25 protein-coding genes are annotated in these 26,113 nt (G+C 36.5%); 20 read left to right on the forward strand and 5 right to left on the reverse strand.

From position 1 onward, the window contains the following. Positions 1–14 precede the first annotated feature (14 nt). The 8 genes from gvpN (at position 15) to ACTWP4_RS04485 (ending at position 4,864) form a co-directional block, all read left to right on the forward strand. Positions 15–932, forward strand: a complete 918-nt coding sequence (gene gvpN, locus ACTWP4_RS04450; RefSeq protein WP_443127557.1) for a gas vesicle protein GvpN — start codon at positions 15–17, stop codon at positions 930–932. Then, positions 932–1,708, forward strand: coding sequence for a GvpL/GvpF family gas vesicle protein (locus ACTWP4_RS04455; RefSeq protein ID WP_443127927.1), 777 nt, complete (start codon positions 932–934; stop codon positions 1,706–1,708). Before gvpN ends, ACTWP4_RS04455 begins: the two co-directional genes overlap by 1 nt. Continuing rightward, positions 1,705–1,962 (forward strand): gas vesicle protein GvpG, encoded by a 258-nt coding sequence (locus ACTWP4_RS04460; RefSeq protein ID WP_443127558.1) that lies wholly within the window; start codon positions 1,705–1,707, stop codon positions 1,960–1,962. Before ACTWP4_RS04455 ends, ACTWP4_RS04460 begins: the two co-directional genes overlap by 4 nt. A 16-nt stretch (positions 1,963–1,978) precedes the next feature. Continuing rightward, positions 1,979–2,782 (forward strand): GvpL/GvpF family gas vesicle protein, encoded by an 804-nt coding sequence (locus tag ACTWP4_RS04465; protein ID WP_443127559.1) that lies wholly within the window; start codon positions 1,979–1,981, stop codon positions 2,780–2,782. A gap of 13 nt (positions 2,783–2,795) precedes the next feature. Continuing rightward, positions 2,796–3,056 (forward strand): gas vesicle protein, encoded by a 261-nt coding sequence (locus tag ACTWP4_RS04470; protein ID WP_443127560.1) that lies wholly within the window; start codon positions 2,796–2,798, stop codon positions 3,054–3,056. Further along, positions 3,037–3,360 carry a gas vesicle protein K gene (locus ACTWP4_RS04475; protein ID WP_443127561.1) on the forward strand — a complete coding sequence of 108 codons (324 nt, stop codon included), beginning with the start codon at positions 3,037–3,039 and terminating at the stop codon, positions 3,358–3,360. The genes ACTWP4_RS04470 and ACTWP4_RS04475 overlap by 20 nt, the downstream gene beginning before the upstream one ends. A gap of 26 nt (positions 3,361–3,386) precedes the next feature. Continuing rightward, on the forward strand, positions 3,387–3,698 hold the full coding sequence (gvpJ, locus tag ACTWP4_RS04480) for a gas vesicle protein GvpJ (protein ID WP_443127562.1): 312 nt from the start codon (positions 3,387–3,389) through the stop codon (positions 3,696–3,698). A gap of 413 nt (positions 3,699–4,111) precedes the next feature. After that, the gene (locus tag ACTWP4_RS04485) at positions 4,112–4,864 is read left to right on the forward strand and encodes a response regulator transcription factor (RefSeq protein WP_443127563.1); all 753 of its coding nucleotides are present in this window, start codon (positions 4,112–4,114) and stop codon (positions 4,862–4,864) included. On the opposite strand, the gene ACTWP4_RS04490 is transcribed toward ACTWP4_RS04485, so the two are convergent. Beyond that, a complete protein-coding gene (locus tag ACTWP4_RS04490; RefSeq protein ID WP_443127564.1) occupies positions 4,854–4,997 on the reverse strand; it encodes a hypothetical protein in 144 nt (47 codons plus the stop codon). The genes ACTWP4_RS04485 and ACTWP4_RS04490 overlap by 11 nt on opposite strands. Before the next feature lie 110 nt (positions 4,998–5,107). Here ACTWP4_RS04490 and ACTWP4_RS04495 point away from each other — a divergent pair, with 110 nt between their 5' ends. The 5 genes from ACTWP4_RS04495 (at position 5,108) to ACTWP4_RS04515 (ending at position 13,036) form a co-directional block, all read left to right on the forward strand. Then, complete coding sequence (locus ACTWP4_RS04495; RefSeq protein WP_443127565.1) at positions 5,108–10,309, forward strand: AAA family ATPase; 5,202 nt, start codon at positions 5,108–5,110, stop codon at positions 10,307–10,309. Between the two features lie 59 nt (positions 10,310–10,368). Then, on the forward strand, positions 10,369–10,662 hold the full coding sequence (locus ACTWP4_RS04500) for a hypothetical protein (protein WP_443127566.1): 294 nt from the start codon (positions 10,369–10,371) through the stop codon (positions 10,660–10,662). Positions 10,663–11,058: 396 nt separating this feature from the next. Further along, positions 11,059–11,235, forward strand: coding sequence for a hypothetical protein (locus ACTWP4_RS04505; protein WP_443127567.1), 177 nt, complete (start codon positions 11,059–11,061; stop codon positions 11,233–11,235). 34 nt (positions 11,236–11,269) lie between these two features. After that, positions 11,270–12,433 (forward strand): Alp7A family actin-like protein, encoded by a 1,164-nt coding sequence (locus ACTWP4_RS04510; RefSeq protein ID WP_443127568.1) that lies wholly within the window; start codon positions 11,270–11,272, stop codon positions 12,431–12,433. 9 nt (positions 12,434–12,442) lie between these two features. Then, positions 12,443–13,036 carry a hypothetical protein gene (locus tag ACTWP4_RS04515; protein ID WP_443127569.1) on the forward strand — a complete coding sequence of 198 codons (594 nt, stop codon included), beginning with the start codon at positions 12,443–12,445 and terminating at the stop codon, positions 13,034–13,036. A gap of 97 nt (positions 13,037–13,133) precedes the next feature. Here ACTWP4_RS04515 and ACTWP4_RS04520 read toward each other — a convergent pair whose 3' ends face one another. Both ACTWP4_RS04520 and ACTWP4_RS04525 read right to left on the reverse strand, forming a co-directional pair. Next, positions 13,134–15,050: an ABC transporter permease gene (locus ACTWP4_RS04520; protein ID WP_443127570.1), complete on the reverse strand. Its 1,917-nt coding sequence runs from the start codon at positions 15,048–15,050 to the stop codon at positions 13,134–13,136. After that, entirely contained in the window at positions 15,037–15,804 is a 768-nt protein-coding gene (locus tag ACTWP4_RS04525) for an ABC transporter ATP-binding protein (protein ID WP_443127571.1), read from the reverse strand. The genes ACTWP4_RS04520 and ACTWP4_RS04525 overlap by 14 nt, the downstream gene beginning before the upstream one ends. Before the next feature lie 227 nt (positions 15,805–16,031). Here ACTWP4_RS04525 and ACTWP4_RS04530 point away from each other — a divergent pair, with 227 nt between their 5' ends. From ACTWP4_RS04530 to ACTWP4_RS04555, 6 genes are all read left to right on the forward strand, one after another. Next, positions 16,032–16,703, forward strand: coding sequence for a response regulator transcription factor (locus tag ACTWP4_RS04530; RefSeq protein WP_443127572.1), 672 nt, complete (start codon positions 16,032–16,034; stop codon positions 16,701–16,703). Further along, complete coding sequence (locus ACTWP4_RS04535) at positions 16,700–17,725, forward strand: sensor histidine kinase (RefSeq protein WP_443127573.1); 1,026 nt, start codon at positions 16,700–16,702, stop codon at positions 17,723–17,725. Before ACTWP4_RS04530 ends, ACTWP4_RS04535 begins: the two co-directional genes overlap by 4 nt. A 148-nt stretch (positions 17,726–17,873) precedes the next feature. Next, complete coding sequence (locus ACTWP4_RS04540; RefSeq protein ID WP_443127574.1) at positions 17,874–19,619, forward strand: ABC transporter ATP-binding protein; 1,746 nt, start codon at positions 17,874–17,876, stop codon at positions 19,617–19,619. Then, positions 19,620–21,356, forward strand: coding sequence for an ABC transporter ATP-binding protein (locus ACTWP4_RS04545; RefSeq protein WP_443127575.1), 1,737 nt, complete (start codon positions 19,620–19,622; stop codon positions 21,354–21,356). A gap of 839 nt (positions 21,357–22,195) precedes the next feature. Continuing rightward, positions 22,196–22,300 carry a YjcZ family sporulation protein gene (locus ACTWP4_RS04550; protein WP_153792960.1) on the forward strand — a complete coding sequence of 35 codons (105 nt, stop codon included), beginning with the start codon at positions 22,196–22,198 and terminating at the stop codon, positions 22,298–22,300. A 556-nt stretch (positions 22,301–22,856) separates the two neighbouring features. Then, complete coding sequence (locus ACTWP4_RS04555; protein ID WP_443127576.1) at positions 22,857–23,225, forward strand: small nuclear ribonucleoprotein; 369 nt, start codon at positions 22,857–22,859, stop codon at positions 23,223–23,225. A 369-nt stretch (positions 23,226–23,594) separates the two neighbouring features. On the opposite strand, the gene ACTWP4_RS04560 is transcribed toward ACTWP4_RS04555, so the two are convergent. Together ACTWP4_RS04560 and ACTWP4_RS04565 are read right to left on the reverse strand one after the other, a co-directional pair. After that, positions 23,595–23,978: a VOC family protein gene (locus ACTWP4_RS04560; RefSeq protein WP_443127577.1), complete on the reverse strand. Its 384-nt coding sequence runs from the start codon at positions 23,976–23,978 to the stop codon at positions 23,595–23,597. A 106-nt stretch (positions 23,979–24,084) separates the two neighbouring features. Beyond that, complete coding sequence (locus ACTWP4_RS04565; RefSeq protein WP_443127578.1) at positions 24,085–24,360, reverse strand: ArsR/SmtB family transcription factor; 276 nt, start codon at positions 24,358–24,360, stop codon at positions 24,085–24,087. A 283-nt stretch (positions 24,361–24,643) separates the two neighbouring features. Between ACTWP4_RS04565 and ACTWP4_RS04570 the strand changes: the two genes are divergently transcribed. Further along, positions 24,644–26,002: a YjiH family protein gene (locus tag ACTWP4_RS04570; protein ID WP_443127579.1), complete on the forward strand. Its 1,359-nt coding sequence runs from the start codon at positions 24,644–24,646 to the stop codon at positions 26,000–26,002. Positions 26,003–26,113: the final 111 nt, after the last annotated feature.

Here is a 26,113-nt window from a genome sequence, read left to right on the forward strand (position 1 = left end):
AGGGAGGGCCTGATATGACAGGGATAAACATAGAGGAACAGACAAAAGGTGTTTTTGAAAACACCCCCCACTTTCAGGAATTGGTGAAACGCTCGCTGCGTTATTTAGGAAGTGGATATCCTGTTCATTTTACCGGGCCACCAGGAGTAGGGAAAACGGCGTTAGCCATGCATATTGCAAACAAACGAAAACGGCAGATAACACTGATGCATGGAAGTAAAGATCTTTCCATAGAAGAACTTATAGGATCGTTCTCTGGTTACGAACGGTACAAACTGAAAGACAACTACATCCGCACAGTCCAAAAAATCGAAGAAAGAGTTAACGAATCATGGAAAGAGGGTCGACTACTTGAAGCTGTGCGAAAAGGCCATACGTTAGTATACGATGAGTTTACACGTTCTAAGCCGGAAACCAATAACATTTTACTTCCTGTTTTAGGTGAAGGTATACTACCGCTCTATGGGACAAAACAGAAAAAGTCATTTATACAGGTACATCCGGATTTTACCGTGATTTTCACAAGCAATCCTGCAGAATATGCCGGTGTATACGAATCACAGGATGCCTTGCTGGATCGAATGATTACCATGGCTATGGAAAGCATGGACAAAGAAGCAGAAATTGCTGCTGTGGTAAATAAAACGTCAATTGAACGGGATAAGGCAGAAGCCATTGTGAACTTTATCGAAAAGGTTCGTCAATTGGCTCCATCTAAACAGAGCGGCAAAATTCCAAGTATCCGTGCTTCAATCATGATTGCAGACATGGTAAATCGATATAATATACCAATTGATGGGGATAACAAGGAATTTTATCAGCTATGCTTTGATATAACTTGGTTCCCAATAAAAGCATATGGAGAAAGGAAACAAACACATCGGCTAAGGAAGCAGTTAGAACAGGAGTGCCAACGAATATCAGAGAGGTGATTCAAATGAGAGAAGAACAAGGAATCTATCTATTTTGCGCAATACAGACACATGAAAAGCAAACGTTTGGTACTGTTCATTTTAAAGGACAGGTCAGGGAAGTATTCACCATCCATTATAAGGATGCAGCGATGGTTGCTACAGTCGTACCGATGGAAATCTACCATCCAAACAAGGATAATTTGATGATGCACCAGAATGTGATTTCAAGCGTGATGGAACAAATGGATACCGTTGTACCTATCAGCTTCGGCAATGTCTTTAACAGTGAAGCAGATGTCATTACCCTGACCGAAAAACTCTACCCACAACTGGAAAAACTTTTTCCACAGATTCAGGGCAAGATCGAAGTCGGTTTAAAAGTTATCGGGAAAAAGGAGTGGCTAGAAACTAATATCAATCAGAATGAATCAATTAGAGAGAAGAAAAAAGTAGTCCAGTCAAAATCAGAGGCTGCTGGCTATTTTGACCGTATCCAGTTGGGAGAAATGGCAAAAGATTTCTTCCAGTCTGTTCAAAATGAAATCAAAACGGACATTCATGAGCCATTACTTCCACTCGCAAAAGCTTTCCAAATAAATAATCCGATTGGCGAAAAAATGTTACTGAATGCAACATATCTCATTAATCGAGAACAGGAAGAAACCTTTGATAAGAAAGTTAATGAACTGCATGAGAATTGGAAGGATAAAGTCGATTTCAAATACACGGGGCCATGGCCAGCTTATAACTTTATCAATATTAAACTGAGAGTGGAAGAGAAGGAACCCTCATGATTCACAAACTATTCACCTTTCCAATCGATATAGTCGTTAATATCGGTAAAAAATTTCAAGAAGAAGTGGATAAGGAATATTATGATCTTGAACATATTCAGAAGAAACTCATTCATCTGCAAATGATGTATGACATGGGGGAACTCGATAAGGATTCCTATAAGCAATCTGAAATGGAACTGCTTACCCGTTATGAGATTGCCAAAAAGCGAGAAATGGAACAAATTCAAGCGCTGACTAAAGAAAAAGAATGAAAGGTGAGGAATAAACATGGGCAGTCTAATTTACTTATACGGCGTGATTCCATCTATGGAAAAAGCAAAACATACATTCCCAAAATTCAAGGGACTCGATGGGGAGCAGGAGGTATATACGATTTCCTTTGGTCAAATTGATGCGGTAGTATGCAGTCTGGATAAGACCGAGTATGGCGAAAAAGAGCTTGAAAAGAAAACAAAGGATGCGAAGTGGTTGCATGAGAAAGCCTTTCATCATCACGAAGTGCTTATGTCGTTGTATGCCAACTATCCGGTTGTTCCAATGAAGTTCTGCACCATTTACTCAGGGTTGGATAATCTACGTTCAACCATGAATAAGCAGAAACAGCGAATGATAGAGCTGCTGGAAATCATTGCAGACAAAGAGGAGTGGATACTGAAAATATATTGTGATGAAGAAAAAGTGAGGAAAAGCATTTCTGACCAGAGTGGAATAATCGAAGCAAAAAAAGAAGAAATTCGAGCAATGTCTCCAGGACGGCAATATCTTGAGAAGAAAAAACTAGGTCAGCTGATCGACCAAGAGGTTCATAAGGAAATACAAGCAATTGTAGAAAATATTCATGAAGAATTAGCTGACATGAGCGTCAACACGGAAGTGAAACGAAACTGGAACAAGGATGTAACGGGACGGAAGGAAGAAATGTCCTGGAACAGTGTTTACATGTTGAAAAAGCATAAGGTGGATGACTACTTAGCACGGATTAAAGAAATACAAAATAAGTGGACAGATGCTGGGTGGCAATTGGAAGTCACAGGCCCATGGCCGTCCTATCATTTTGCAGCGATCAGCTAGATTGGAGGATAAAATGTCGGAAAGCAATGAATTTGCCAACAAGGAAGTAGGTCTCATCGATATACTAGATGTCGTACTTGATAAAGGTGTGGCTATTAAAGGTGACTTGATTCTCTCCGTCGCTGGCATCGACTTGGTTTATTTAGATTTACGCATCTTAATTTCATCCGTAGAAACACTAATTGAATCAAATAAAGAAACCGCTCGACAGTTATCTTCCCATCAATTTGAAAAGGAAAAGGAGGAGCTTGACCATGTCATCAATCAATCTTAATAATGATTTGTTTGCAAATCTCGATTACCATCCGGAAAAAAGTGGGCGTATTGAACTTGATTCTGAGGGTGCCGAAGAAGGCCTAGCACAGTTGGTGCTGACCATCATAGAGCTTTTGAGACAATTGGTTGAACGGCAAGCGATTCGCCGAGTAGAAGGCGGAAATTTAACGGAAGATGAGATGGAGGAGCTCGGTGTTGCTCTCATGAACTTGGACGTGAAAATGGATGAACTAAAAGAAATTTTTAACTTGGATGACAATGATTTAAATATTGACCTCGGGCCTTTGGGGAATTTACTTTAATAGGAAAAGGAGGTCGTTATAAGGTTATGCAAAGTACACCGCAATCAACCACACAATCTAGTAATTTGGTCGACGTGCTAGAGACGGTATTGGACAAAGGTGTTGTAATAGCAGGAGATATTCGAGTCGGAATTGCTGATGTAGAATTACTTTCAATTAAAATCAGACTCATTGTCGCTTCGGTCGATAAGGCTAAGGAAATCGGCATGGACTGGTGGGAAACCGATCCTTATCTCAATTCCAAAGCAGCCGAACAGGAACAGAATCAGTTGAAAGAAGAAAATAAAGAGCTCAAGGAGCGGCTGGAAAAAATAGAAGGGAAACTGCTGAATGATTAAGATAATGGGCGAAAAGTATGACTCCCACCTTTATTCAAATAAGCAGGTGCTTTACTATATGAGCTATGCTAATAAAAAAGTAAAGGAGACCATCCATATAGATGGTCTCTTACTAGTTTCTTTATCACTCACTGATTCTCTTAAGATCCCATTATCACTTGTGGAAATAAGTGATATTGATTTTTGCGGGAACTCGGTTTTAAAACATTAATATAGCCGCCAAACGTTAATGTGTCGAAATATTAGGCAAACATTTTGGTTGTTCTCTTCAAAACCTTTGGTATACTAATAGAAAAGTACTATTTTTTGGTAGTTTTTAATACCTATAGGTTAAAGAGAAACAAAAACAGCAGACCATTTGAAGAAGTGAATATATCGTACGTTCTGATAGAAGTTGAAGGGAGGGGGATTCAGTGGCTAGTGAAAAAATTTTAATTGTCGATGATGATGCGGATATGCGTACAATACTAGAATTATATATGAAAGAAAATGGCTATCAAGTGTTAGAGGCAGAAGACGGAGTAGACGCCTTAACAATGGTGGAGCAGGAATCACCGGATTTAATTATTTTAGACGTCATGATGCCAAGATTAGATGGTTATGAGCTTTGTCAGGAAATTAAAAAAATGACAGATATTCCTGTTATTTTCCTGAGTTCCAAACAAGATGATATGGATAAAATTTTAGGGTTGGGTGTTGGTGGAGATGATTTTATTGAAAAAACGACCAGCTCACCAGTATTAATGGCTAAAATAAAAGCACATTTGCGCCGGTATAGGAAACTGTCCCATCAAACCAAAAGAAATGAAATCTCTGAAAAGAAAACAAATTTGATTGAATACCCTGGATTAGTGATTAACCTTGACAGCGCTGTTGTAAAACTGAATAACAAAGTATTGCATTTATCAGCAAAGGAGTTTCAAATCTTATGTTTGTTAGCTCAAAATCCTGAAAAAATCTTTAGCGTAGAGAAATTGTTTGAGTTAATCTGGGATGAAAATAGTTTAGGAGATTATCGAACTGTCATGGTACATATCAGCAATTTAAGAAAAAAACTAGAAACGGATACGGATCAACTTAAGTATATCGAAACGGTGCGCGGTATTGGATATAAATTTAATCGAATCGAAGAACAAAACGCTGAACATAGTCGTCTTAATCCATAACCACCTTTTGCTTTAGAAATGTTCTCACTTGTTGTACACTTAACCCTTTTTGTTTTGCGATAGTAAGTAAGATTAACCATTCTCTGTCTAGTTCTTGTTTTTCACTGTATTTTTCCTTCATTGAGTCTAACATACGTAAACCCCCTCTTTTTGCTCGTATGTTCAGTATAAGGAACGAGTTTAAAAATGAGCTTAAATTTGGTTAAATTTATCTTAAAATTTTGAAAATTAGGATGATAGATGATGAAAAAATTGTCGAATTATCAACTAACTAGTACGATTATTACTTCCAACTCATGGATACTATATAAAGCTGTTTCCAATCTTAACAATGAACAAGCTTTGATAAAAACTATCCATAATAAAGTAAATCCTCAATCAAAAGCTGAATTAATTCATGAGTATTATACGTTATCCGAGGTAGAACTTGATGGTGTTCTGAAGCCGATGGACTTGAAAAAAAACAAGGAACAACCTTATTTAGAAATGGAATTTTTCCAGGGTCAACGTTTAACAGACTCGTTAAACAATAATAAGGTCTTTGATATTAGCACATTTTTAAAAATCGCTATTAAGTTAACATCGATTCTTGCTTCTGTTCATCAAAAAAATATTATTCATAAATCGATTCAGCCAGATCATATTTTGTATGATCCAAGTACTGATCAAATAAAATTAACAGGTTTCCATCAATCAACAATGCTCTCTAGAGAAATGCCACAAGCAGATATAACGCCTTATCAGATAGATGATGTGTCCTATGTATCACCTGAGCAAACAGGGAGAATGAATCGTCCAATCGATTATCGAACCGATTTATATTCATTAGGTGTTCTGTTTTACCAAATGGCTACAGGTCGTGTTCCATTTGAAATGAAGGATCCGGCGGAAGTTATTCATGCTCACCTTGCTCAAACGGCGAGTCTCCCTCATCATGTGAATCTAACCGTACCTAACATAATATCAAACATCATTATGAAGTTACTTGCTAAAATGCCAGAGCAAAGGTATCAAAGTACTTACGGATTAAAGAAAGATTTAGAAAAATGTTCCCATGCTTTTTATTCAAATAATAGCCTAGAATTATTTTCTTTAGGGGAATATGATGTAAGTCCTATGCTTGAAAAGCCAAATAAACTTTATGGGAGAGACGCTGAACTGGAGCAGCTTATTAGTAAGTTTGAGCTTGTACAGGACGGTGAACCCGCACTTGTGCTTCTCCCAGGACCATCAGGAATTGGTAAGACCGCTCTTGTTAATAAACTCCATAAACCATTACTCAATAAAAAAGGATATTTCATTACAGGTAAGTTTGTGCAATATCAAAAACATCGCCCTTATGCACCCATTATTGCAGCATTTCGGTCGTTAATAAGACAAATCTTAACGGAAGATACAGACAGTATTCAACTGTGGAAAGATAAACTTAACATACATTTGTCTAATAATGCTTGGATAATTGCTAATTTTATCCCTGAAATCGAATGGCTGATTGGCAAGCAGCAAGAGGGACCTGACATACCGCCGCAAGGTGTACATAACCGTTTCATGTTAGCGGTCAGAAAATTTGTTGATGTGTTTGCTACTGAGGATCACCCACTTGTAATGTTTATTGACGATTTACAGTGGGCAGATAATGCCACGCTTGATTTAATGAGACATCTCCTTACAAATCCAGACAAAAGAAATTTATTAATTATCGGTGCTTATCGTGATAATGAGGTATCGGTTGGCCATCCTTTTGAGTTATTTTTAAACCAAATAAAAAATAATGATGTACAAATATCCACAATTCCTATCCACCCCTTAGTCAAGGCGCATATCGAACAATGGGTGGAGGAAATTCTTGGTATTGAAGCGGGGATTGCTGAACCGCTAGTAGAATTAATGTACCGAATTACGAAAGGGAATCCTTTTTTCATTATTCAATTATTACAATTATTAAATCAAGAACAAATAATAGACTTTGATTTAAATACAGCGACATGGAAAATAAGTCTAACTGCACTGAAACAAATACCAATGACGGATTCCATGATTGATTTTATTATGAAGCAGATCAATCAGCTATCAGCAGAAACGATCAAACTGTTACAATTAGCTGCTTGTATTGGAAGTCAGTTTAACCTTCAATTAATCGCAACCATTGCTGGCGAAGACTATGTAACAACAGCAAATAGACTATGGGATGGATTAGAAGAAGGGGTTATTCTGCCAATGGATGCCCGATATAAATGGGTCTATCCCAATGAGAATGAACAGCTTTTACACGAAAACCCTCCAAGCTATCGGTTTTTACATGATAAGATTCAACAGGCATTTTATACGTCGATGTCTACAGAAGAACGAGAGCAAAATCATTTAACGATAGCAGAGCAATTAATTAGTCATTATACAAAGAATGAAATAGAAGAACACATTTTCTCGATTGTGAACCATTTGAATATCTGTCAATCTCGGCTAACACAAGGTCTACAACAGGATTTAATCAAATGGAATCGAATGGCAGGGGAGAAAGCCAAGAGTGCAGCAGCCTTTAAGTCTGGATTGACATTTTATAAGAATGCCTTTCAATTGTTACCACAGGATAAATGGCAAACAGATTATGAGGAGACATATAAAGTGATGGTAGGATATGGAGAATCATTATACCTTAACCAACATTTCGAGGAAGCAGAGGGCATTTTTGAAGAAACATTAACACGTGCCAAAACTAGGCAAGATAAGCTCTATATTTACAATCTGAAAATAACGTTGTACACCCATATTCATGAAGTAAAGCAAGCAACCTATTCGGGACTCACGGGCTTACGGTTATTTGGTATCGAAATAAAAGATAATCCGAGTAAATCGATGGTAGCGAAAGAATATCTTTTAACAAAGCTCGCATTAGGAAGCAAACGTGGAGAAGATTTATTAAAGCTTCCACCGGTAACGGATGAAAATCAAAGACTGATTATGCGAACACTCATTAATTCAAATGCTCCGACCTATCACGTCGATCAAAATTTAGCAACGATTCTGATGCTCAGAGCACTACGTTTAATATTGAAGTTTGGTGATATGGATGTATCTGCTCTCGTTTATAACAATTATGCATTGACACTTAGTGCTGGCTTTGGTGATTATCAAAGTAGCTATCAATTTGGAAGGCTTGCCATTCAACATGTAAAGCAATCTGGAGATACGGCATTACAAGCACGTGTTTACTTCGTATATGGAAGTTTTGTCAACCATTGGAAGAAGCATATCCGCTATAGTTTAGAATATTTAGAGCGATCCCAGCAGATCTGTATCGAAACAGGGAATTTACACTTAGCTGGTGCCACTGGTGCATTTATTGCTTTGACGCAGCTCATTAAGGGAGATAACTTGGAAGAGGTAAAAGAAGGTATTGAAAGACAGTTAACTTTTGCTAAGAAAAATGAATATGCCATTTCCAATGATTTTTTAAGTGAGTTGTTAGATTGGATTGCTGCGCTTTCTTTACCAGACAAACAACCTACATGGGAATTTTCCGAGTTTACCGATGACAAGTCCGCGGCAATTATGCATAAGACTATTCGATTACAAATGGCGTTTTTGTTTAATCATCGTTCGATGGCAATGTCACTAATGGAGGAACTGGAACCATTAGTGGATAACACACTAGTGCTAATCGTTGCGCCTGAATACTTTTTTTACCATTCGTTATGGTTGGTAAGATTAATAGAAGAGGGAGAGTTAACGGAAAAAAGCGGGAAGAGAAAGTTAAAGAATAACTTAAAAAAACTTAAAAAGTGGGCTAAACACGCTCCGACTAACTATCTTCATAAGTATTTACTGATTCGTGCTGAGCAACAAAAACTGATTGGAGATGATAATAAGGCGGTAAGCAATTATCATCAAGCGATAGAATATGCAGAAGAAAATGGATTTCTCCAAGACTTTGCAATTGCCAATCATTGTGCGGCTAGGTTTTATTTATCAAAACAGCTTTCTAAAACAGCGAAATCCTATGTGACAGAAGCATATAACGGTTATATGAATTGGGGAGCAGTTCATATCGCCGAACAAGTAAGGCAAACATATCCAGACTCATTGCTGGAAATTAACCAAAGTAACGATTTTAATCTGAAAGAGAATTTAGATACCAAAGCAATTTTTGAAGCGGCTCGAGTTATTTCAAGTGAAGTAGTACTTAAAAATTTAATTAGCAGATTAATGGATATATGCTTAACTTATGCTGGTGCAGAGCATGCATCCTTCCTGTTACCCGCTGAAAATGCACTTGAATTGGCATCCTTTAATCATGTTGATCGGAATGTTGAAATATATGAGCACCCACAATCATTAAAGAATCATTCTCGTGTATCTACGTCGATCGTTCATTATGTAGTGAATAGCAGGGAAGCGGTTGTGTTAGATCATGCAGCAGAACAAGGTCCATTTACCGAAAATAGCTATATACAAGAAACACAAGCAAAATCTATCTTGTGTCTACCTATAGTAAACCAAGATAGGCTTGTTGCAGTTTTGTATATGGAAAACAATAAGTCCACACACGTTTTTACTCGTGAGCGCTTAAATTTCTTAACATTAATTGCGTCACAGGCAGCAGTATCGATTGCAAATGCTTATCTTTATGCTGATTTGGAAGAAAAGGTTAGTAAACGTACAGCGTTATTAAATGAAACGAATCACCAATTATCTGAGGTCAATCAACAACTAACCAATTCCAAAGAGAAAATGAAACACTTGCTATCCAATGTATCACATGATCTTCAGTCACCAGTTGCCGTAGTTCAGGGGTATGTCAGTGCATTACTAGATGGGTTAGTGGACGATTCTATCAAACAAGAGGAATATTTAAACATTATTAAGAATAGACTGGGCGGTTTGAATAAGCTGATCACGGATTTATTTGACTTATCAAAACTGGAATCAGGCAACATGAATTTTTCGATGGAAGCCATCCCCGTCAATCAGTTGTATGAGCACTTATGTAATATGTTCGCATTAGAGATCAAGCAGGCTGGACTTCATTTTAAGCAACGGCTTGAGAGTGATTCAATAAATGAATATCCTCTAGTAGAAGTAGATGTGATGCGATTGGAACAGGTCATGACGAATTTAGTGTCCAATGCCATCAAAAATACAGATAAAGGTTCGATTGAAATAGCTTTAACCATTTCAGATCAAGTTATTTTTTCTGTTCAGGATGAAGGAAGCGGTATTGCCACATCAGATATCCCTTATGTGTTTGATCGTCATTATACGAAGAGTAGGGTGAAAGGAAATGGTCTTGGTCTTGCCATTAGTGAAGAAATCATTCTCTGCCATAAAGGCCGGTTATGGGTGGAAAGTAAAGAGCAGATTGGTACGACCTTTTATTTTTCTTTACCGATTTTTGCTGATCATTTAGAGAAGGAAGAGACAAAAAAGGTAAATCCCACTAACTTGTGACTAGTTCTCAGCTTTTTGCAAAAGATAAGATGTGTACTAACAATAGGGAGGAACTGAAAATGCCGATTCAAAACGGTCATGAAATTGAACAACTTTCCATTACTTCTTATGAATTGGAGGAAGCAACACGCAAAGCTAGAAATTCTGCGGATCCCAAGGTAATTCGAGAACTGCAACAGCAACTGCGAGATGTTCAAGAACAAATACAGGATGCTCGTGGAAAAGCGATCAATGGCAGTGGTACTTCGACGGAACCACTATTTAATGCACAGCTTCGTGTAGAGGAATGTCAGCACGAATTAAAGAGAGCCATTACGAATCTCGATGCTTGGGAGGATAATGTCTCGCCTTAAGTTTTTTCTTGTAGGTAAAGAAAGCATACTCGGATTGCCCTGAGACTGGGCAGCCCTTATGGGTTTGCAAAGCTCACCCATGATGCCTTCATCTTAGTTAATTGCACAGAGAGCTTTAATGCGGACATTTATTCCGCTATATCTAGTGAAAACAGTGATATGGGGATGGTCATGGACATCTGTTCCGTTATTCAGCAAAATAAAAGCTGTTTTTTTAAGAAATTAAGGAAATAACGAACTAGATGTCCACTTACCCCCTGAAAAATAGCTTTATTAATACAAATAACGAATCAAATGTCCGCCCACTAAAAAAAGTGGTGGCATGTCCTCATCATTTTTCTTTTACATAAACATTACAGTATACAAGTTTACAAAATGCATACATGGAGTTTACAAATGAGTTTACTTGTATACAAATACGTACACATGTTGTTGGCAAAGGGTGTACACGTAATCGTAAACATTGTAAACAATTTTGTATACACATTACGGCTTATTTCGATGAAATTACAGTTATATATCTTTTTGCATCATCCCATTGATGAAGCCGATCATCTGCAATATCCTTTTTAAAAGAATAGATTTATTAAAAAAAGGATGATAAAAAATGAGCCAATCAAGAATTGCAGCAGTTGATGTAGGAAATGATTCAGTGAAGGCGATATTTGGTGAGTTGGATCAGGAATTCAACATACCGAATATCATTGCCCAAGATATTGAAGATCGTCCGGTCATCGGCATTGAGGAATTAGATCAAAAAGATCCTTTGGAAGGCATACATATCCGCGTGCACTCACCCGCTTTGCAAGAAAATAATGCAATCTATCGAGTGGGGCACTTAGCATCAAAATCAAGCAATTCGACAGAGCTTGATCCAGGAAGCAGTAAATCACAAGAGGATCAGACGTTGATCATGCTTTTTGCCTCTATAGCATTAGATGCGGCTAAAGGAAATAAAGCAGGTTCCAATAAAGTAATTGACGCGAATTACACATTAGGAACAGGATTACCTCTTCGTGAAGTAAAGGAAGGAAAAGATGCGGGCTACCGTTCGAAGCTTCTCGGTTCCGTCCATCAGGTAGAGTTCTTAGTGACCCCGAAATATCAAGGAATTAAAGTAAATATCAAATTTGATGAAGTGAAAGTATATCCAGAAGGTTTTGCCGCTTATATTAACTTAGTAATGGATCATGATTTGAAAATTATTAATAAGGATTTAATCGATAAGCGAATTCTAATTCAAGATATCGGAGGTTTGTCTACTGATATTGCAGTGATTAAAAATCGTACCGTTGACGATGATAAGGCACAAGGCTTTAATTTGGGAGTCTCCGAATCACTTGAAAACATTCGAGAAGAAATATTTAGTAATCATGCTGTTGAACTGGATAGTCGTCGTGACGTTGTCGAAATTATTACGCGAAACAATGACCGCAATCACATAATGGTTAAAGGAAGTCGGACAAGTGTTCACGATATTACCGACCGAATTTTATTGGAATTAGCGAAAAAACAATATCGTTTATTAAGAAACGTCTGGCAAAAAAATTCCCAAACAGAAATTTGTTATTTCGTTGGCGGAGGTTCCAATGTTTTAAAAGATTATATCAAAACACTGAACAATAATTTAGATGGATACAATATTGAATTTTTTGAGGATGAGAAGGAAAGTATCTGGATGATGGCCAATGCATACTATAAGCTTATTTCTGAATTCACAAAAAAAGCTGAGAAGTCGAAGGAAGAGAAAAAGCCAGCGAAAAAGTCTTAAGGTGATGATATGAAAAAATCAGCAAACCAAATCAAAAGAGGCCAGACCATTTCGTTTAGGATACCCTCAGATACACCTGATTATCTTTTAAAGGAAATCCAACAACTGAAGGAAACGGAACGACGCAATTTTTCAAGTAAAATGGCTGAATTGGTGTTAAAAGGTATCAATGAAACAAGCTCCAAGGAAAGAGAAACTATTACAATTCCTCTTCCGAGCAGTTTGAACAAGGCGCAACGAAATTGGCTTAAACATGAACATTCAGAAGCACTGTTAGGCAGTATTGTTTATCAGCTCTTAAATGATCCGGTGAGAGCAACGGCTTTATTAGCCTCACTTAATAGTAGTTCTACAGATATTGATGAAGCTCTATATTTACAAGAAGAATTACCGGAAGAAACGAACAATGAAGAAGACTCTGAAGGAGAATTAAGGGATTCAAATGAATTAGAAAACGAAAACGATACATTCGATGATGATCTAGATTCATTTAACTGGGAAGAAGCCGTAAAAGAGAATCGTCAAGAAGAAGAGGAAACAGATCCCGAAGAAGCAGATCTAGATGACATACTTGGAGATTTCTTAAGTAAGATGAATAAATAATTCGGTAACATTAGTTGTAGCTGAATCATCTAGAGGCTACCCCAAAACCATATTAACCACAAAAGGGTGACACCATTTTGGTCACCCTTTTGTAAAATCACTTCATCACAATATTATTATACGTCTTAACGGTCAAAATATAGTAACCCAGATAAATCACAATAAAAGCAGCCATCGCCGTTACAATTGGAGTAAATAAATTTGCACCGATTAAACCTGAGATGAAGTTAGTAATGAAATTCAACATAATAATACTATGAATTAACCCGACGATCAAAGGAATACCAAACACAAAACGCATCTGTTTACTAACTGATCTGCGGATATCTTTTTTGCTGACGCCAACTTTGTTTAGAATGTCATAATTATCTTTTGATTCATTCGCTTCCGTTAACTGTTTGAAATAGATAATGCTGCCTGTTGCTGCCAAAAACACTAGACCTAAAAATCCGAATATAAACAGGTTCAATGCATTTCCCTCTTTTCCTATCTTGTACTCACTGTAAAATGAAGAGTGAACCTGGAAATCACCTTTAATTAGCTCGTTAACCTGTACTGCGGTTGCCTCTGTTGTTAATTCATCCTCCACTTCATATGCCTTGTAAACTAGCGGAGAAAACTCATTGGCAAGACTCTGAAACATGTCATCACTTATCACCACAAAGAAATCTGGAAAATCAAAAGGCAACACACTACCTTCCACCATACCCGTAAATGTCAAATCTGCGTTGTCGTCAATTGTAACATGTTCATCTACAAAGTCTTCCGAAGTATATTTTGTTAATCTCGGCTTAATAACGGTAGCTTGATTATCTTCTAATGTAACTTCAACTCCATAGTTTAGCGCTTCAGATGCTTGATTAAATGTTGACTCGGCAATGAACTTGGTTGGGTTTCTATCATAATCCATTTCGAATGAAAAATCACCATTTGTCTCGATTACAGGGATTTCAAGCTCTGCCAAAATGGGATGCTCTTGATCGTTTTGTATGATCGTTTCAATTTTCTGATCGAATTCCTCATTCTGAGACAGGTGGGTATAGCTGAAAGGCACATCTTTACGTGAGTTCACTTCATTACTATAGTATCCGCTGTATGTTGTACATAGAAAGCTAATTGTTGCTGCACTGAGTAGCGCAATCATTGTAAATGTGCGTGAATTCCCTCTGATACGGTACAGTAATTGAGAGGTTTGTATAAGGTTCGTTCCTCGGTAATAGTGACGCTTATTTCGCTGCAAAAGTTTTAAAATATATACCGTAACTGAACGGAAAAAGAGATAGGTACCAACTACTAGCAGAATTAGAGCTACACCATAGTTTTTTAAAAAATAAGCCATGTTCAATTCTTCAGGGAATGGCCTTAAAATTAACCAGTAACTAATGATAAGCAGGATGATTCCTACAACTGTCGAAATGATAGATGCATTCGGGATTGTTTCTCCTTGTTTTTCCGCATGGAATAAATCAATAAGTTTAAAACGGTATATTAACCGGTATCCTTGAAACGAAGTAAATAGATTTATCACCATAAAAACAATCGCGGTTTGGAGAATTGCCATGAATGAAATACCAAAATTGATTTCAACACTAGTGCCCATTAATTTGATTAAAATCATAGAAAAAAGTTGTGATAATAAAGTTCCCAGCACAATCCCAACGATTAACGCAGTGATTCCCATGATTAAGTTTTCATACAACAGCATTTTAGCAATGGTTTTTTTTCGTAATCCGAGCATCGAATACAAACCAACTTCTTTTTTTCGTTTTCTCGTAAAAAAGGAGTTGGAATATAAAATAAATATGGCTACAAAAAGTATTAAGACCACGGAGGAAGCCATAAACATAAATTTCATCGTGTCAGATAACTGGATACTGTCCTGGATTTCCTGACTGTACTGCAAGGAAGTAAATGTGTAGTATATCACCATACTGAAAACCAGGGATATAAAATATACGAAATAATTACTAAAATTCCCCTTAATATTTTTCTTTGCCAGACTAAATAACGACATCTGTCCCACCTCCGAGCGCAGATAAAACATCTAACACCTTGTTAAAGTAGTCTTTGCGGCTTTCGTCACCTTTGACGAGTTCTGTGAATAATTTACCATCATTAATAAAAAGAACTCGCTGACAATAACTTGCTGCATATGCATCATGTGTTACCATCAGAATCGTAGCCCGGTCTTGTTCACTCAGGTCTCTGAGGCTTTCTAATAAATCAGTTGCGGATTTTGAATCTAGCGCACCGGTTGGTTCATCGGCCAGGATAAGACTTGGTTTTGCGATAATTGCACGGGAAGCGGCCGTACGCTGTTTTTGCCCGCCGGAAATTTGATATGGATATTTGTTCAAAATAGGTTGTATACCAAACTTTTCGGCTACAATATCCACTCTTCTCTCCAATTCTTTGACGTCCATTTTTGCTAATGCCAATGGCAGGATAATATTATCCTTTACTGTTAATGTATCCAGTAAATTGTAATCCTGAAAAATGAATCCGAGTTTATCTCGTCTGAAAGCAGATAATTTCTCTTCATTCATATCTTTTAAGCTTGTCCCATCAATGACAATGTCACCAGATGTAGGTTCGTCGATGGTTGCTAGCAAGTTTAGCAATGTCGATTTTCCCGCACCTGAAGGTCCCATAATGCCGACAAATTCCCCTTCATTAATCGTTAGATCTATGTTATCCAATGCATGAAATACATTTCCTTTTGAGCCATATACTTTTTTCATTCGTTTTGCATCAACGATCGAGTTCATTTCTTATTCCTCCTGTTATCTCGTGATATTTATCACGGTAGTAATCGTTTAGCCCCCGCTGATGGAAGTCTCACTTTATATTGTACACGATCTTACCTTTATAAAATCTTACAGGTGATAATGGTAACCTTACAATTTTGTAACCCTTGTGTAAGGATTTTTGTGATACATTAAGAGTATGATAGGTTACTTCTGGATATATTTAGGAATAGAGGAGTATATAAACGATGAAAATTATGATTATTGAGGACGATCAAACAATACGAGAAATGCTTTCTGAAATCATCAAAAGGTGGAATTTCGAGGTAGTTGGGTCGGAGAAGTTTGATGATATATTACAGGATTTTATTCAGGAAAAACCAGAACTGATTTTGCTAGATATTAATCTTCCTGTTTATGATGGTTTTTACTGGTGCAGTAAGATTAGAGAAGTGTCTCAAGTACCGATTATCTTTATATCCTCTCGCAATACATCAATGGATATGGTAATGGCGATGAATATGGGCGGTGATGACTTTATTCAAAAACCATTCGATACTGATGTGCTCCTAGCTAAAATCAACGCCTTATTGCGAAGGTCTTATTCTTATACAGACACTGAAACAAACGTTATGGAGCATAACGGAGTTGTCCTAAACTATAAAGAATGGGACTTGTCTACTGGAGAAGACACAATGGAGCTGACTAAGACGGAGTTTCTTATTTTAAAACTGTTAATGGAGAAGAAGGGGGCGGTAGTTAGCCGAACTAAAATTATGCGCAGTCTCTGGCAAGATGAAAGTTTTGTTGATGATAACACGTTGACGGTTAATATTACTCGTTTAAGAAAAAAACTTGCCACACTTGGTAAGACTGATTTTATCAAAACGAAAAAAGGTGAGGGATACCTGATCCAATGACTTTTTTAGAATACATAAAAGATAGACGTTTCTTCTTGCTTTTTTACCTGTGTTTAATGACGTTTATATCATTGATTATGGCGGTGAGCACCGATCAATCAGGGATCTTGAGTGTTATTATTTATGTTAATATTAGTTGTGCGGTGTTTACTAGCATCTATATATTCTTCGGTTATTTATATCGGATCAGGTTTTACCGAAATTACAATGAATATATTAAAGGAAGGCATGAAGACCTGAGGGCAATTGTCGCTGAGGCACAAACTAATGAACAGAAACTTTTTCTCCAGCATTTTCAAAACATTTTGACTGATTATCAAGAGCAACTTGATCAATTATTCGAGGAGAAAAGGGATCAACAGGAGTTCATTATGTCATGGATTCATGAGGTGAAGCTACCTATCGCAGCAAGTCGTCTTTTGATTGAAAATAGTGAAGATAAATCAGTATCTATGCTTGTTGACAAATTTGAAGATGAAATCGAAAAAATCGATTATTATGTTGAACAGGCCCTTTATTATTCACGGGTGGATTCATTTTCGAAAGACTATTTTATCAAAGAGATCAATATAAATCAGATTGCCAAAAACAGTGCCAAAAAATACGCGAAATTATTTATTACCAAAAAGATTAACTTTACAATCGAAAATGAAGAGAAACTGGTGCATACGGATAGTAAATGGCTGGGTTTTGTCTTTGATCAAATTATTGTTAATGCGTTAAAGTACACCGGTGATGGTGGTAATATAACTGTGTTGCTGGAGGAAGACACGAAGGAAAAGCGTGTTATCGTAGAGGACGATGGGATTGGCATAAAACAAGAGGATATCAATCGGGTTTTTGAAAAAGGTTTTACCGGATCGATCGGTAGAAGTCATGCACAATCTACGGGAATGGGATTGTATCTTGCCAAGCAATTAGCAAATAAACTAGGACATGACATAACGATTGAATCAGAAGAAGGCAAGTATACAAAGGTTATCATTCATTTTCCTAAGATAAGAAATTATTATCGATTATAGTAGTGGAGAGAATGTAGAGCTTGGTGAGAGTACCAAGCTTTTTTGTCTTTTTAACACTAATCTTCAACATAAAATATATTGTAATTGTTCCATCTTCTTGGTATATTTTTGTAAGCGATATCTTTAAAAGTGATGTAAGGAGGTCAAAATGAAATCAGATTCTTTACTACGTGTCTATTTCTGGACACTATCTTTTTTAAAGCCTTATAAGTGGAAATTAATCTTACTCATATTGTGTGGATTAGTTATCACCGGATCTCAATTAGTTATCCCTAAACTGATTCAATATTTCATTGATACCATTCTTGAAAGCCAACAGACAAATCCGTTTCTTTGGTTGATCGGCTTAGTCGTTATGCTAGTTGTCCTAATTATTACTTTTTCAGCAATACGAAACATCGCCCAACGTTCTCTACAAGAAAAAGCCTCACGAGATATGCAATTTTCCATCTATTCACACTTAAGAAAACTAGGGTTTGCTTATTTTGAGAAGCATCCAGTAGGAGAAAGCCTGGCTCTCATGAATACAGAGGTTGCCTCCTTACAAAATCTCTACAGACAACTGTTGCCATGGATGATTAATAATTTTATTTTTTCTATTATCTCTATCACCTTGATGGTTTCAATTAGTTGGAAATTAAGCTTAATCCTGATCCCAAGTTTACTTCTATATTACATATTTGGTCCTTACCTTGAGAAAAAAGCATCTACGTACGGGAAAATAATGGCAAATGATCGTGTTCGTTTTAATCAAAAAGTTTATGAGAGTATTGCTTCCATTAATGACATCCGTGCAAATGCAGCTGAGGTATGGGATCTGTCTAATATAAAAAGCAGATATAAACAATTGAATAAAATGATGATCAAAACATATTGGTTTGCTTTTTGGAGAGGTACCAATCGCCGGATGTCCTACTATATAGGTGGAGTCGCCATTATTATTGTTGGTTCTCATCTTTCATTAACTGGGGAAATGTCTACAGGAGCTTTTGTGGCGTTTCTTCTCTATTATTTTCAAACCATGCACATCCTTACTTCGGTTGTGACTACGATTACAGAGCAAAGAGTTTTAATGGATCAAGCAGAGAAGCTATACAAATTTATAAACATTCCATCTGTAGTTCAAGAAGAAGAACATACAGCCACCGTTGATAAGGTGCAGGGTAATATTGTATTTCAAGATGTGTCATTTCACTATCCAGATGGTCCAAGTGTGCTAAGCGATTTCAGTTTGTCTATAAGACCTGGACAAAAAGTTGCTTTAGTCGGAGCAAGCGGTAACGGAAAATCTACGATATTAAAGCTAGTAGGCCGATTCTATGATCCAACAAAAGGAAGGATTCTATTAGATAGTCAACCAATTCACAAACTAAACTTCCGAGATTTAAGAGAAAACCTCGGCTTTGTTTTCCAAGAAACATATCTTTTTGGTGCTAGTGTTCGAGATAATATTTTATTTGGAAAACCTGATGCTTCTAAAGCGGAGGTAGTAGAAGCAGCAAAGGCCGCTTTTGCTCATGATTTTATTCTCGAATTACCAAGCGGTTACGATACATTGCTTGGAGAACGTGGTGTGAAGTTATCTGGTGGTCAAAAGCAACGAATTTCTATTGCCAGAATGTTTATTAAAAACCCGCCTATTATATTACTAGATGAGGCAACAGCTTCTTTAGATACAATTAGTGAAAAAGAAGTGCAAGCAGCTCTTCAACAACTAATGTATGGTAGAACAACGATTACAGTAGCGCATCGTTTATCGACTATTCAAGACTATGACCATATCGTGTTAATCGAAAAAGGTAGAGTACTGGAAAGTGGCAACTATGATGAATTAATCGCACAAAAAGGAGCCTTTTATCACTTATCACTTGGACAAAAGTTAGAGGGTGCTTAAATGAGAAATAACCTACAATGGTTAACAACCTATATACGACCTAACAAGGGATTACTGGTTATGGCAACCATCTTGATGATTGCCGAATCCTATGCAAGTTTAGCAACAATTGGATTGCAACAACGTTTAATTGATGATGTGCTGATAGCAAATAATTATGACGAGTTATACAATGTGTTAGTGCTAATGATTTTAGCTTTTATTGCTTATTCCTTTTTGTTTACATTTGGCCCCCATACGATACATAAAACGAAAGCAGCGCTCACTGAGCATATTGTGCAAGATTTTATGCGCTATATGTATAAAATCCCTACTGCATCCCTCCAAAAGGAACGTACAGGTTCCTATGTACATTATGTCGTTAATGATATTGATAAAGTAGGAGGGATGGTTGCAAATGATGTACCTAGAGGATTTCAGCAGTTAGCAGCAGCTCTAGTGTTATTTGGAATAGTCGGTATGAATAGCCCTATTATTCTATTATTTAGTCTCTTTTGCTGTGGTGTTTATGTCTGGTTAGGACGTTATTTTTCTCATAAATTAAAGCTCGGTGCTAAACAGGTACAGGAAACTCGCTCTGACTTAATAGTTCATATCGAAGAAGGTATTTCATCAACGAGAGAAGTTATTGCTTATCATCGAATGCAGTGGGAGACTCGTATATATGAGAAGTTTTTCGAAAAATATTTTGATGCTGTAATGAAGGAAGGCAAACTCGTCAATCTGCAATTAATAAGCAGTGAACCGATTAGATGGGGAATTACGATTTTTATATTGGGTTATGGAGGATATTTGGTGTTACAAGGTCAAATGTCGATTGGTGTATTTGTCATTTTGTATCAGTTTAGTAATCAGCTTGTGTCTACATTCCAAAATTTATTTAATATGGTAATGGAGTTTTCCGGTAAAATGGCAAGTCTTGACCGTGTACGTGGTGTGATGGACGGGCCAACATGGAAAAATGGAACAAAGAGGATCAGCGAAAAGATAGAAACACTTCGATTACATAACGTACATTTTAGATATGACAGGGAGAGCAACGATATTCTCCGCAATTTGAGTATGGATATACCAATTGGTAATAAAGTAGCGATAGTAGGTGCCAGTGGCGGTGGCAAGTCTACGATTGCGCAACTTCTCATTCGCTTTAATGATTCGTCAACAGGAGATATTATGGTCAATGGAAGCTCCCTTTCTGATATAGATCGTGCAGACTGGGACAGCCGAGTAGCTATTGTTTTTCAAGAGCCTTATCTATACCCTGATACAGTGAAGAGCAATATTTTAATGGGGATGGAAAATGTTAGCGATGAAGAAGTATTTCGAGTATGTCAAATTGCTTCTATTCATGACTATATTCTCTCACTTCCTGATGGATATGAGACTGTTATTGGTGAAAGAGGGATCACTTTATCTGGTGGACAAAGACAAAGGATTGCCATAGCAAGAGCTTTAATTAGAGATCCAGAAATGTTGATTCTCGATGAGGCAACATCTGCGCTTGACTTGATAACTGAAAAAGAAATCCAAGACAATATCGATCAATATCGGAAAGGTAAATCAACGATTATCATTGCACATCGGTTATCCACGATTAAGAATGCCGATTGTATTTTTGTATTAGATCATGGACAGTTAGTAGAGCAAGGGACCCACATAGAACTACTGGAAAAAGGAAAAGTATACAATGGGTTAGTGCAATCAGAGGAACAGGAAAAGATAAAGGTTTCGGTATAAGAATGTTGGATTATTTAATAAAAAGACTGGTAGCACCACAAATAACAGTACAATTAACTTATAAAAAACTGCTCCTCAATTGTTGATTTTTCCAACAATTGGGGTGTAGTTCAAAAATTAAATCCAAGTGTTCTGTTCAAATTCACATGAATACAATTAATTATATTCAGAATAAAAAGCTCTTCTTCGTTATTGAAGAAACGCCCCCGTTACTTTACGCACATTCTTTCACAAAGTTAGCAAACAAAACTATCGTTTGAATGCGTAGTATATTTGTACTACGCAGTAAATGACTTTGCCTCTTCATTGGTAAATGTAGACTACCTCCGGGCTAATTTGCCCTCGGATTTCTCCATCAACTAGCCAAGTTTTTAAAAAGGAAGACGAAAGGGTAAGGCATCTGTCCTATTATTATTTATTAAACGTTACAGCCATGGTATCTCTCCCTGGCTATACATAATTTTACTTTTCAGAAAATCTTATAACCATTGTAAAAGGTGTTCAAGAAACTCCAAAATAACCTCCAAAAAAAGAACGTTAATCCCTCTTAGATAATACTTTAAAATATTAATTAATAGTCCCAGTTATTGGTTAAGAAGATATATAATAACCAGATACATTGATTTTCATTAAAAGTTATATTTATTGCGCTTTTTCATCGTAATACGACTTAATATATCAGGCGACAAATTAAAGTTGGTACCATAGCTCAATATATTTTTATAAAACGAATGATAATATTTAGCTTTGAATGTGTATTTAACAAATGGTGTTCGTCCAAACATCCTAACCAACAAAGCATAAAATGTAGTGAATCTTAAAATGGGAGGTGACACATTATGAGTGATTATGGACATAAAAGAGATAATAACTTTGCCTTGATTGTTGTTCTATTTATTTTACTAATTATTGTTGGAGCAGCATTTGTTGGTGGAATGTACTAATCTTTAAAACTGAACTTGCACTCATAACCCATCTCTTTAAAAGCGTCCAAAACGGACGCTTTTTTTTACTACTTAAATTTGAAACTCATTTCTACTATACAGTTGGTGTCTACTACTAAATAAATATAATGTACTAGTTTTACTGCCCTTTACTTTAGCGAGAACAGCGATTGATCCTCCAGGATCACGCCTACCATTTTTTATTAGTTGCATAATTCCTTGATTAAGTATAGGAGCTGTAACAATTCCTTAACTTTAAGTATTGCACTTGTTAGTTGAAATTAGATTATTGTGTAATATTAACATATTTCTGACCAACTAATATAGGTTTCTTCAAACACTACTTGTTTATAGCAGTAAATGATTGAATTTGTCGTAAGTCTATCCGAAATAAACCCATCTAAATCCAATTCAACGATACCCTTAGACAAAGTTTCTCTTTATCCAACCCTTCTCCTTCATAAGAAATTTAAAAATTTATAATTTTCACTATAGACATGTCACGAATAATCCCTAGATGAATAACCTATTTTTGAGAAAGGAGATGAAGAGGAATATGAGTATAGATAATCAATTCCATAATGCAGAGGATTTAACAAGACATTTGCATGATCACTGCCATCGTTACATGCACCATCATGTATTACTTACTAGAACAGATGGTAGTAGTTTTGACGGGATTATCGTGAATGTTGATGTAGATAACGTTACCGTATTAGTCGGTGAAGATATTATGACGAATCGCGAAGAAGAGGATGATCGATATGGTGACTATGGTGGTTACGGTGGCGGATATGGTCGCCCGCGTCGAAGATATAGACGTTATCGCCCGTATCGTTACCCATTAGGTACACTTGCTAGTTTAGCTCTTTTTCCGTATCTATTTCCACCATACTATCCGTACCCACCATATCCTTATTATTAAAGAGCTATCCAATAAAAAGAACCCTATAAAGTAGACAAAAAAAAGTCCACCTATAGGGTTTTTTATGTATAATTAAGAAAAATATAGAATGGGGAAATTTAAAATGAGGTGTTTACAGAAATAGAAATTCAAAATTAAATATTTACCCACATGTGAAAGTGTTTAAAGTTAGCTGATTTAAGTATATGTAAATGTTGCTCTTAGCATGAACACAACAATAATAGAGAATTCCATTACAAGAATTCTTTATTTTTATAAATGAATATATTCAGTGATGCAATTCGCTTGTAGAGTGACTACACTCAGAATTAATTTTGATCTTATAATTGCATAACCCCATCCTAAAAATAGGACAGGGTTAACATGAAGTTACTGTTGCATTATCTGAATAAGGTTTCCACATGTATCGTCGAAGACAGCTATTGTGACTTCGCCCATTTTTGTCGGTTCCATAGTAAACTTCACGCCTTTATCCATTAATCGTTTGTATTCTGCGTGAATATCTTCAACCCCAAACATTGTGACTGGGATGCCTTCAGCAAATAACTTCTCTTGATACTCTTTAGCGGCAGGATGGTTATTCGGTTCAAGTAAAAGCTCGGTACCTTTTTGCTCCTCAGGAGAAACTAGTGTTAGCCATCTAAATTCTCCTGTGGGAACGTCATGTTTTTTTACAAATCCAAGCGTTTCTGAATAAAATTCTAGTGCCTTATCTTGGTTATCTACAAATATACTGGTAACAATGATTTTCATACTGTTATTTTTCCTCCTTCGATAGTTGTGATTCATGGTGCTGTGCTAATAATCTGGCTGCAAGCAAAAACAACCCACACAGTCCTGTTCCAATTTTATGAAATTACTATACCCATCCTTTCAATAAGTTTTTAAGTGGTTCGTTGTTAAACATAAGTACTCGATATTTTCCCTTTCGCTTTGATTTTACGAGCCCTGCATCTTCCAATGTAGTAAGATGTTTAGCAATTGCCTGTCGCGAAATGGATAGGTCGTGCTTCATAATGAGACGTGCCGTAAGTTCATACAACGTCAGCTCATTGCGTTCGGATAGTTCGTCTAATATAAGGCGGCGAGTCGAGTCGCCAAGTGCTTTGAATATAGCGTCTTTGTCCCAATTCATATAGCAAGTATAAGCAACCAAAAAGTTGCTGTCAACTATAAGTAACTTTTTGGTTGCTTATTAAAGGTCGTATTATGCAATCTTAATTCAATAAAAAGCTAGATATAGTTAAAATAGCAGCGTGGATTCAAAAATATGTATATATACGAAAAAGATCATTTATAGAGAATAGAATATAAGACTTGATCAATACAAAAAGTTGTTGCATAAATATACACAAAAATGATATATTATACTTACTCAAAAAATAATAGAAACAACAAAGAAAATTGGAGAGAACATCATGAACTCAGAACAAAATAAATTTACAGCAAATCAATATACAAAATTTTGGTTACCATCTCTTATTGGAGTATTGTTATTCCTCGTCCCAATATCAGTAGGTGGGAAGGTTACGATAGGGTTAGGTCTGTTAGCAGATGGGTTACAAGCTATTTTAGCTGATTATATCCCGCTCATTATGACAATCATTTTATGTTTATCTGCGATTGGCAGTTTAATAGTGAAATTGATAGATTTGCAAATGGTGAAAAATAGCCCTTTTTTAGAAAGTTTATTTAACATACCACCGCTATGGATAATCTTACGATTGATCGGAGCGGTATTTGCCATTTTGACATTGACTAAAATCGGTCCTGAATTTATCTGGTCTATGGCGACAGGTGGAACGGTATTATATGATCTCATTCCTGTTTTAATGGTATGGTTCCTTTTTGCATGTCTCTTTATGCCACTGTTGTTACAGTTTGGTTTAATGGATTTTATCGGTACCATCGTACGGAAAATCATGCAACCATTATTTAAGCTCCCAGGCCGTTCTTCGATTGATGCTTTAGCATCGTGGATGGGAAGCGGGACAGTAGGCGTATTATTAACGACACAGCAATATCAATCTGGATATTATACGAAACGAGAAGCAGCGGTAGTAGCGACTAACTTCTCTATTGCATCAATCGCGTTTAGTTTGGTAATTGCACGATTTTTAAGTATTGATCATATGTTTGTCCAATTTTATATTACCGTCGTTGTTGCAGGTGTTGTTGCGGCGATTATTGTACCGCGAATTCCACCTTTATCTTTAAAAAAGGATACTTACTATGAAGCTACAGGTAAACAAATAAATGAAGACGTGCCAGAAGGTGTATCCAGTTTTAAATGGGGTGTGCAAAAAGCAGTAGAAAAAGCCGACCAAGTAAAAAGCTATCGTGGTGTTATCAAGAGTGGTGTACTTAATGTGATGGATATTTGGTTTGCATTAATTCCACTAGTCATGGCACTTGGTACGATCGCGCTTATTATTGCAGAGAAGACGCCTATTTTTAATTATTTATCTTATCCATTTATCCCGTTCTTGCAATTATTGCAGATTCCAGAGGCACAAGCTGCGGCTCCCGCAATGATTGTTGGTTTTGCGGACATGTTTTTACCTGCTGTAGTCGGTAGTGGCATTGAATCTGAATTAACCCGTTTTGTGATAGGGGTTATGTCACTGGCTCAATTAATTTACATGTCGGAAATTGGTATTCTGTTATTAAAATCAAAAATTCCGATTTCGTTTTTACAACTGTTTATTATCTTTTTACAAAGAACGATTATAACGTTGCCAGTAGCTGCATTAATGGCACACCTTTTATTCTTTTAAATAATCGGTCATAATATAAACAAGAAGCATTGGTGCTTACCAATGCTTTTTATTGCCTATAGGAAAGTATAAATGGTTAGCGTAGAAGAACTGTCAGAGTAGTCAAGCATT

It is taken from the genome of Gracilibacillus sp. D59 (genome assembly GCF_052246695.1).
Lineage (GTDB): Bacteria > Bacillota > Bacilli > Bacillales > Amphibacillaceae > Gracilibacillus.

Bases quoted from the DNA above. Each gene is read 5' to 3' on its own strand.
- gvpN (WP_443127557.1), top strand. From the start codon at position 15: ATGACAGGGATAAACATAGAGGAACAGACAAAAGGTGTTTTTGAAAAC.
- ACTWP4_RS04460 (WP_443127558.1), top strand. From the start codon at position 1,705: ATGATTCACAAACTATTCACCTTTCCAATCGATATAGTCGTTAATATC.
- ACTWP4_RS04465 (WP_443127559.1), top strand. From the start codon at position 1,979: ATGGGCAGTCTAATTTACTTATACGGCGTGATTCCATCTATGGAAAAA.
- ACTWP4_RS04470 (WP_443127560.1), top strand. From the start codon at position 2,796: ATGTCGGAAAGCAATGAATTTGCCAACAAGGAAGTAGGTCTCATCGAT.
- ACTWP4_RS04475 (WP_443127561.1), top strand. From the start codon at position 3,037: ATGTCATCAATCAATCTTAATAATGATTTGTTTGCAAATCTCGATTAC.
- gvpJ (WP_443127562.1), top strand. From the start codon at position 3,387: ATGCAAAGTACACCGCAATCAACCACACAATCTAGTAATTTGGTCGAC.
- ACTWP4_RS04490 (WP_443127564.1), bottom strand. From the start codon at position 4,997: ATGTTAGACTCAATGAAGGAAAAATACAGTGAAAAACAAGAACTAGAC.
- ACTWP4_RS04495 (WP_443127565.1), top strand. From the start codon at position 5,108: ATGAAAAAATTGTCGAATTATCAACTAACTAGTACGATTATTACTTCC.
- ACTWP4_RS04500 (WP_443127566.1), top strand. From the start codon at position 10,369: ATGCCGATTCAAAACGGTCATGAAATTGAACAACTTTCCATTACTTCT.
- ACTWP4_RS04505 (WP_443127567.1), top strand. From the start codon at position 11,059: ATGAGTTTACTTGTATACAAATACGTACACATGTTGTTGGCAAAGGGT.
- ACTWP4_RS04510 (WP_443127568.1), top strand. From the start codon at position 11,270: ATGAGCCAATCAAGAATTGCAGCAGTTGATGTAGGAAATGATTCAGTG.
- ACTWP4_RS04515 (WP_443127569.1), top strand. From the start codon at position 12,443: ATGAAAAAATCAGCAAACCAAATCAAAAGAGGCCAGACCATTTCGTTT.
- ACTWP4_RS04520 (WP_443127570.1), bottom strand. From the start codon at position 15,050: ATGTCGTTATTTAGTCTGGCAAAGAAAAATATTAAGGGGAATTTTAGT.
- ACTWP4_RS04525 (WP_443127571.1), bottom strand. From the start codon at position 15,804: ATGAACTCGATCGTTGATGCAAAACGAATGAAAAAAGTATATGGCTCA.
- ACTWP4_RS04530 (WP_443127572.1), top strand. From the start codon at position 16,032: ATGAAAATTATGATTATTGAGGACGATCAAACAATACGAGAAATGCTT.
- ACTWP4_RS04535 (WP_443127573.1), top strand. From the start codon at position 16,700: ATGACTTTTTTAGAATACATAAAAGATAGACGTTTCTTCTTGCTTTTT.
- ACTWP4_RS04540 (WP_443127574.1), top strand. From the start codon at position 17,874: ATGAAATCAGATTCTTTACTACGTGTCTATTTCTGGACACTATCTTTT.
- ACTWP4_RS04545 (WP_443127575.1), top strand. From the start codon at position 19,620: ATGAGAAATAACCTACAATGGTTAACAACCTATATACGACCTAACAAG.
- ACTWP4_RS04550 (WP_153792960.1), top strand. From the start codon at position 22,196: ATGAGTGATTATGGACATAAAAGAGATAATAACTTTGCCTTGATTGTT.
- ACTWP4_RS04555 (WP_443127576.1), top strand. From the start codon at position 22,857: ATGAGTATAGATAATCAATTCCATAATGCAGAGGATTTAACAAGACAT.
- ACTWP4_RS04560 (WP_443127577.1), bottom strand. From the start codon at position 23,978: ATGAAAATCATTGTTACCAGTATATTTGTAGATAACCAAGATAAGGCA.
- ACTWP4_RS04565 (WP_443127578.1), bottom strand. From the start codon at position 24,360: ATGAATTGGGACAAAGACGCTATATTCAAAGCACTTGGCGACTCGACT.
- ACTWP4_RS04570 (WP_443127579.1), top strand. From the start codon at position 24,644: ATGAACTCAGAACAAAATAAATTTACAGCAAATCAATATACAAAATTT.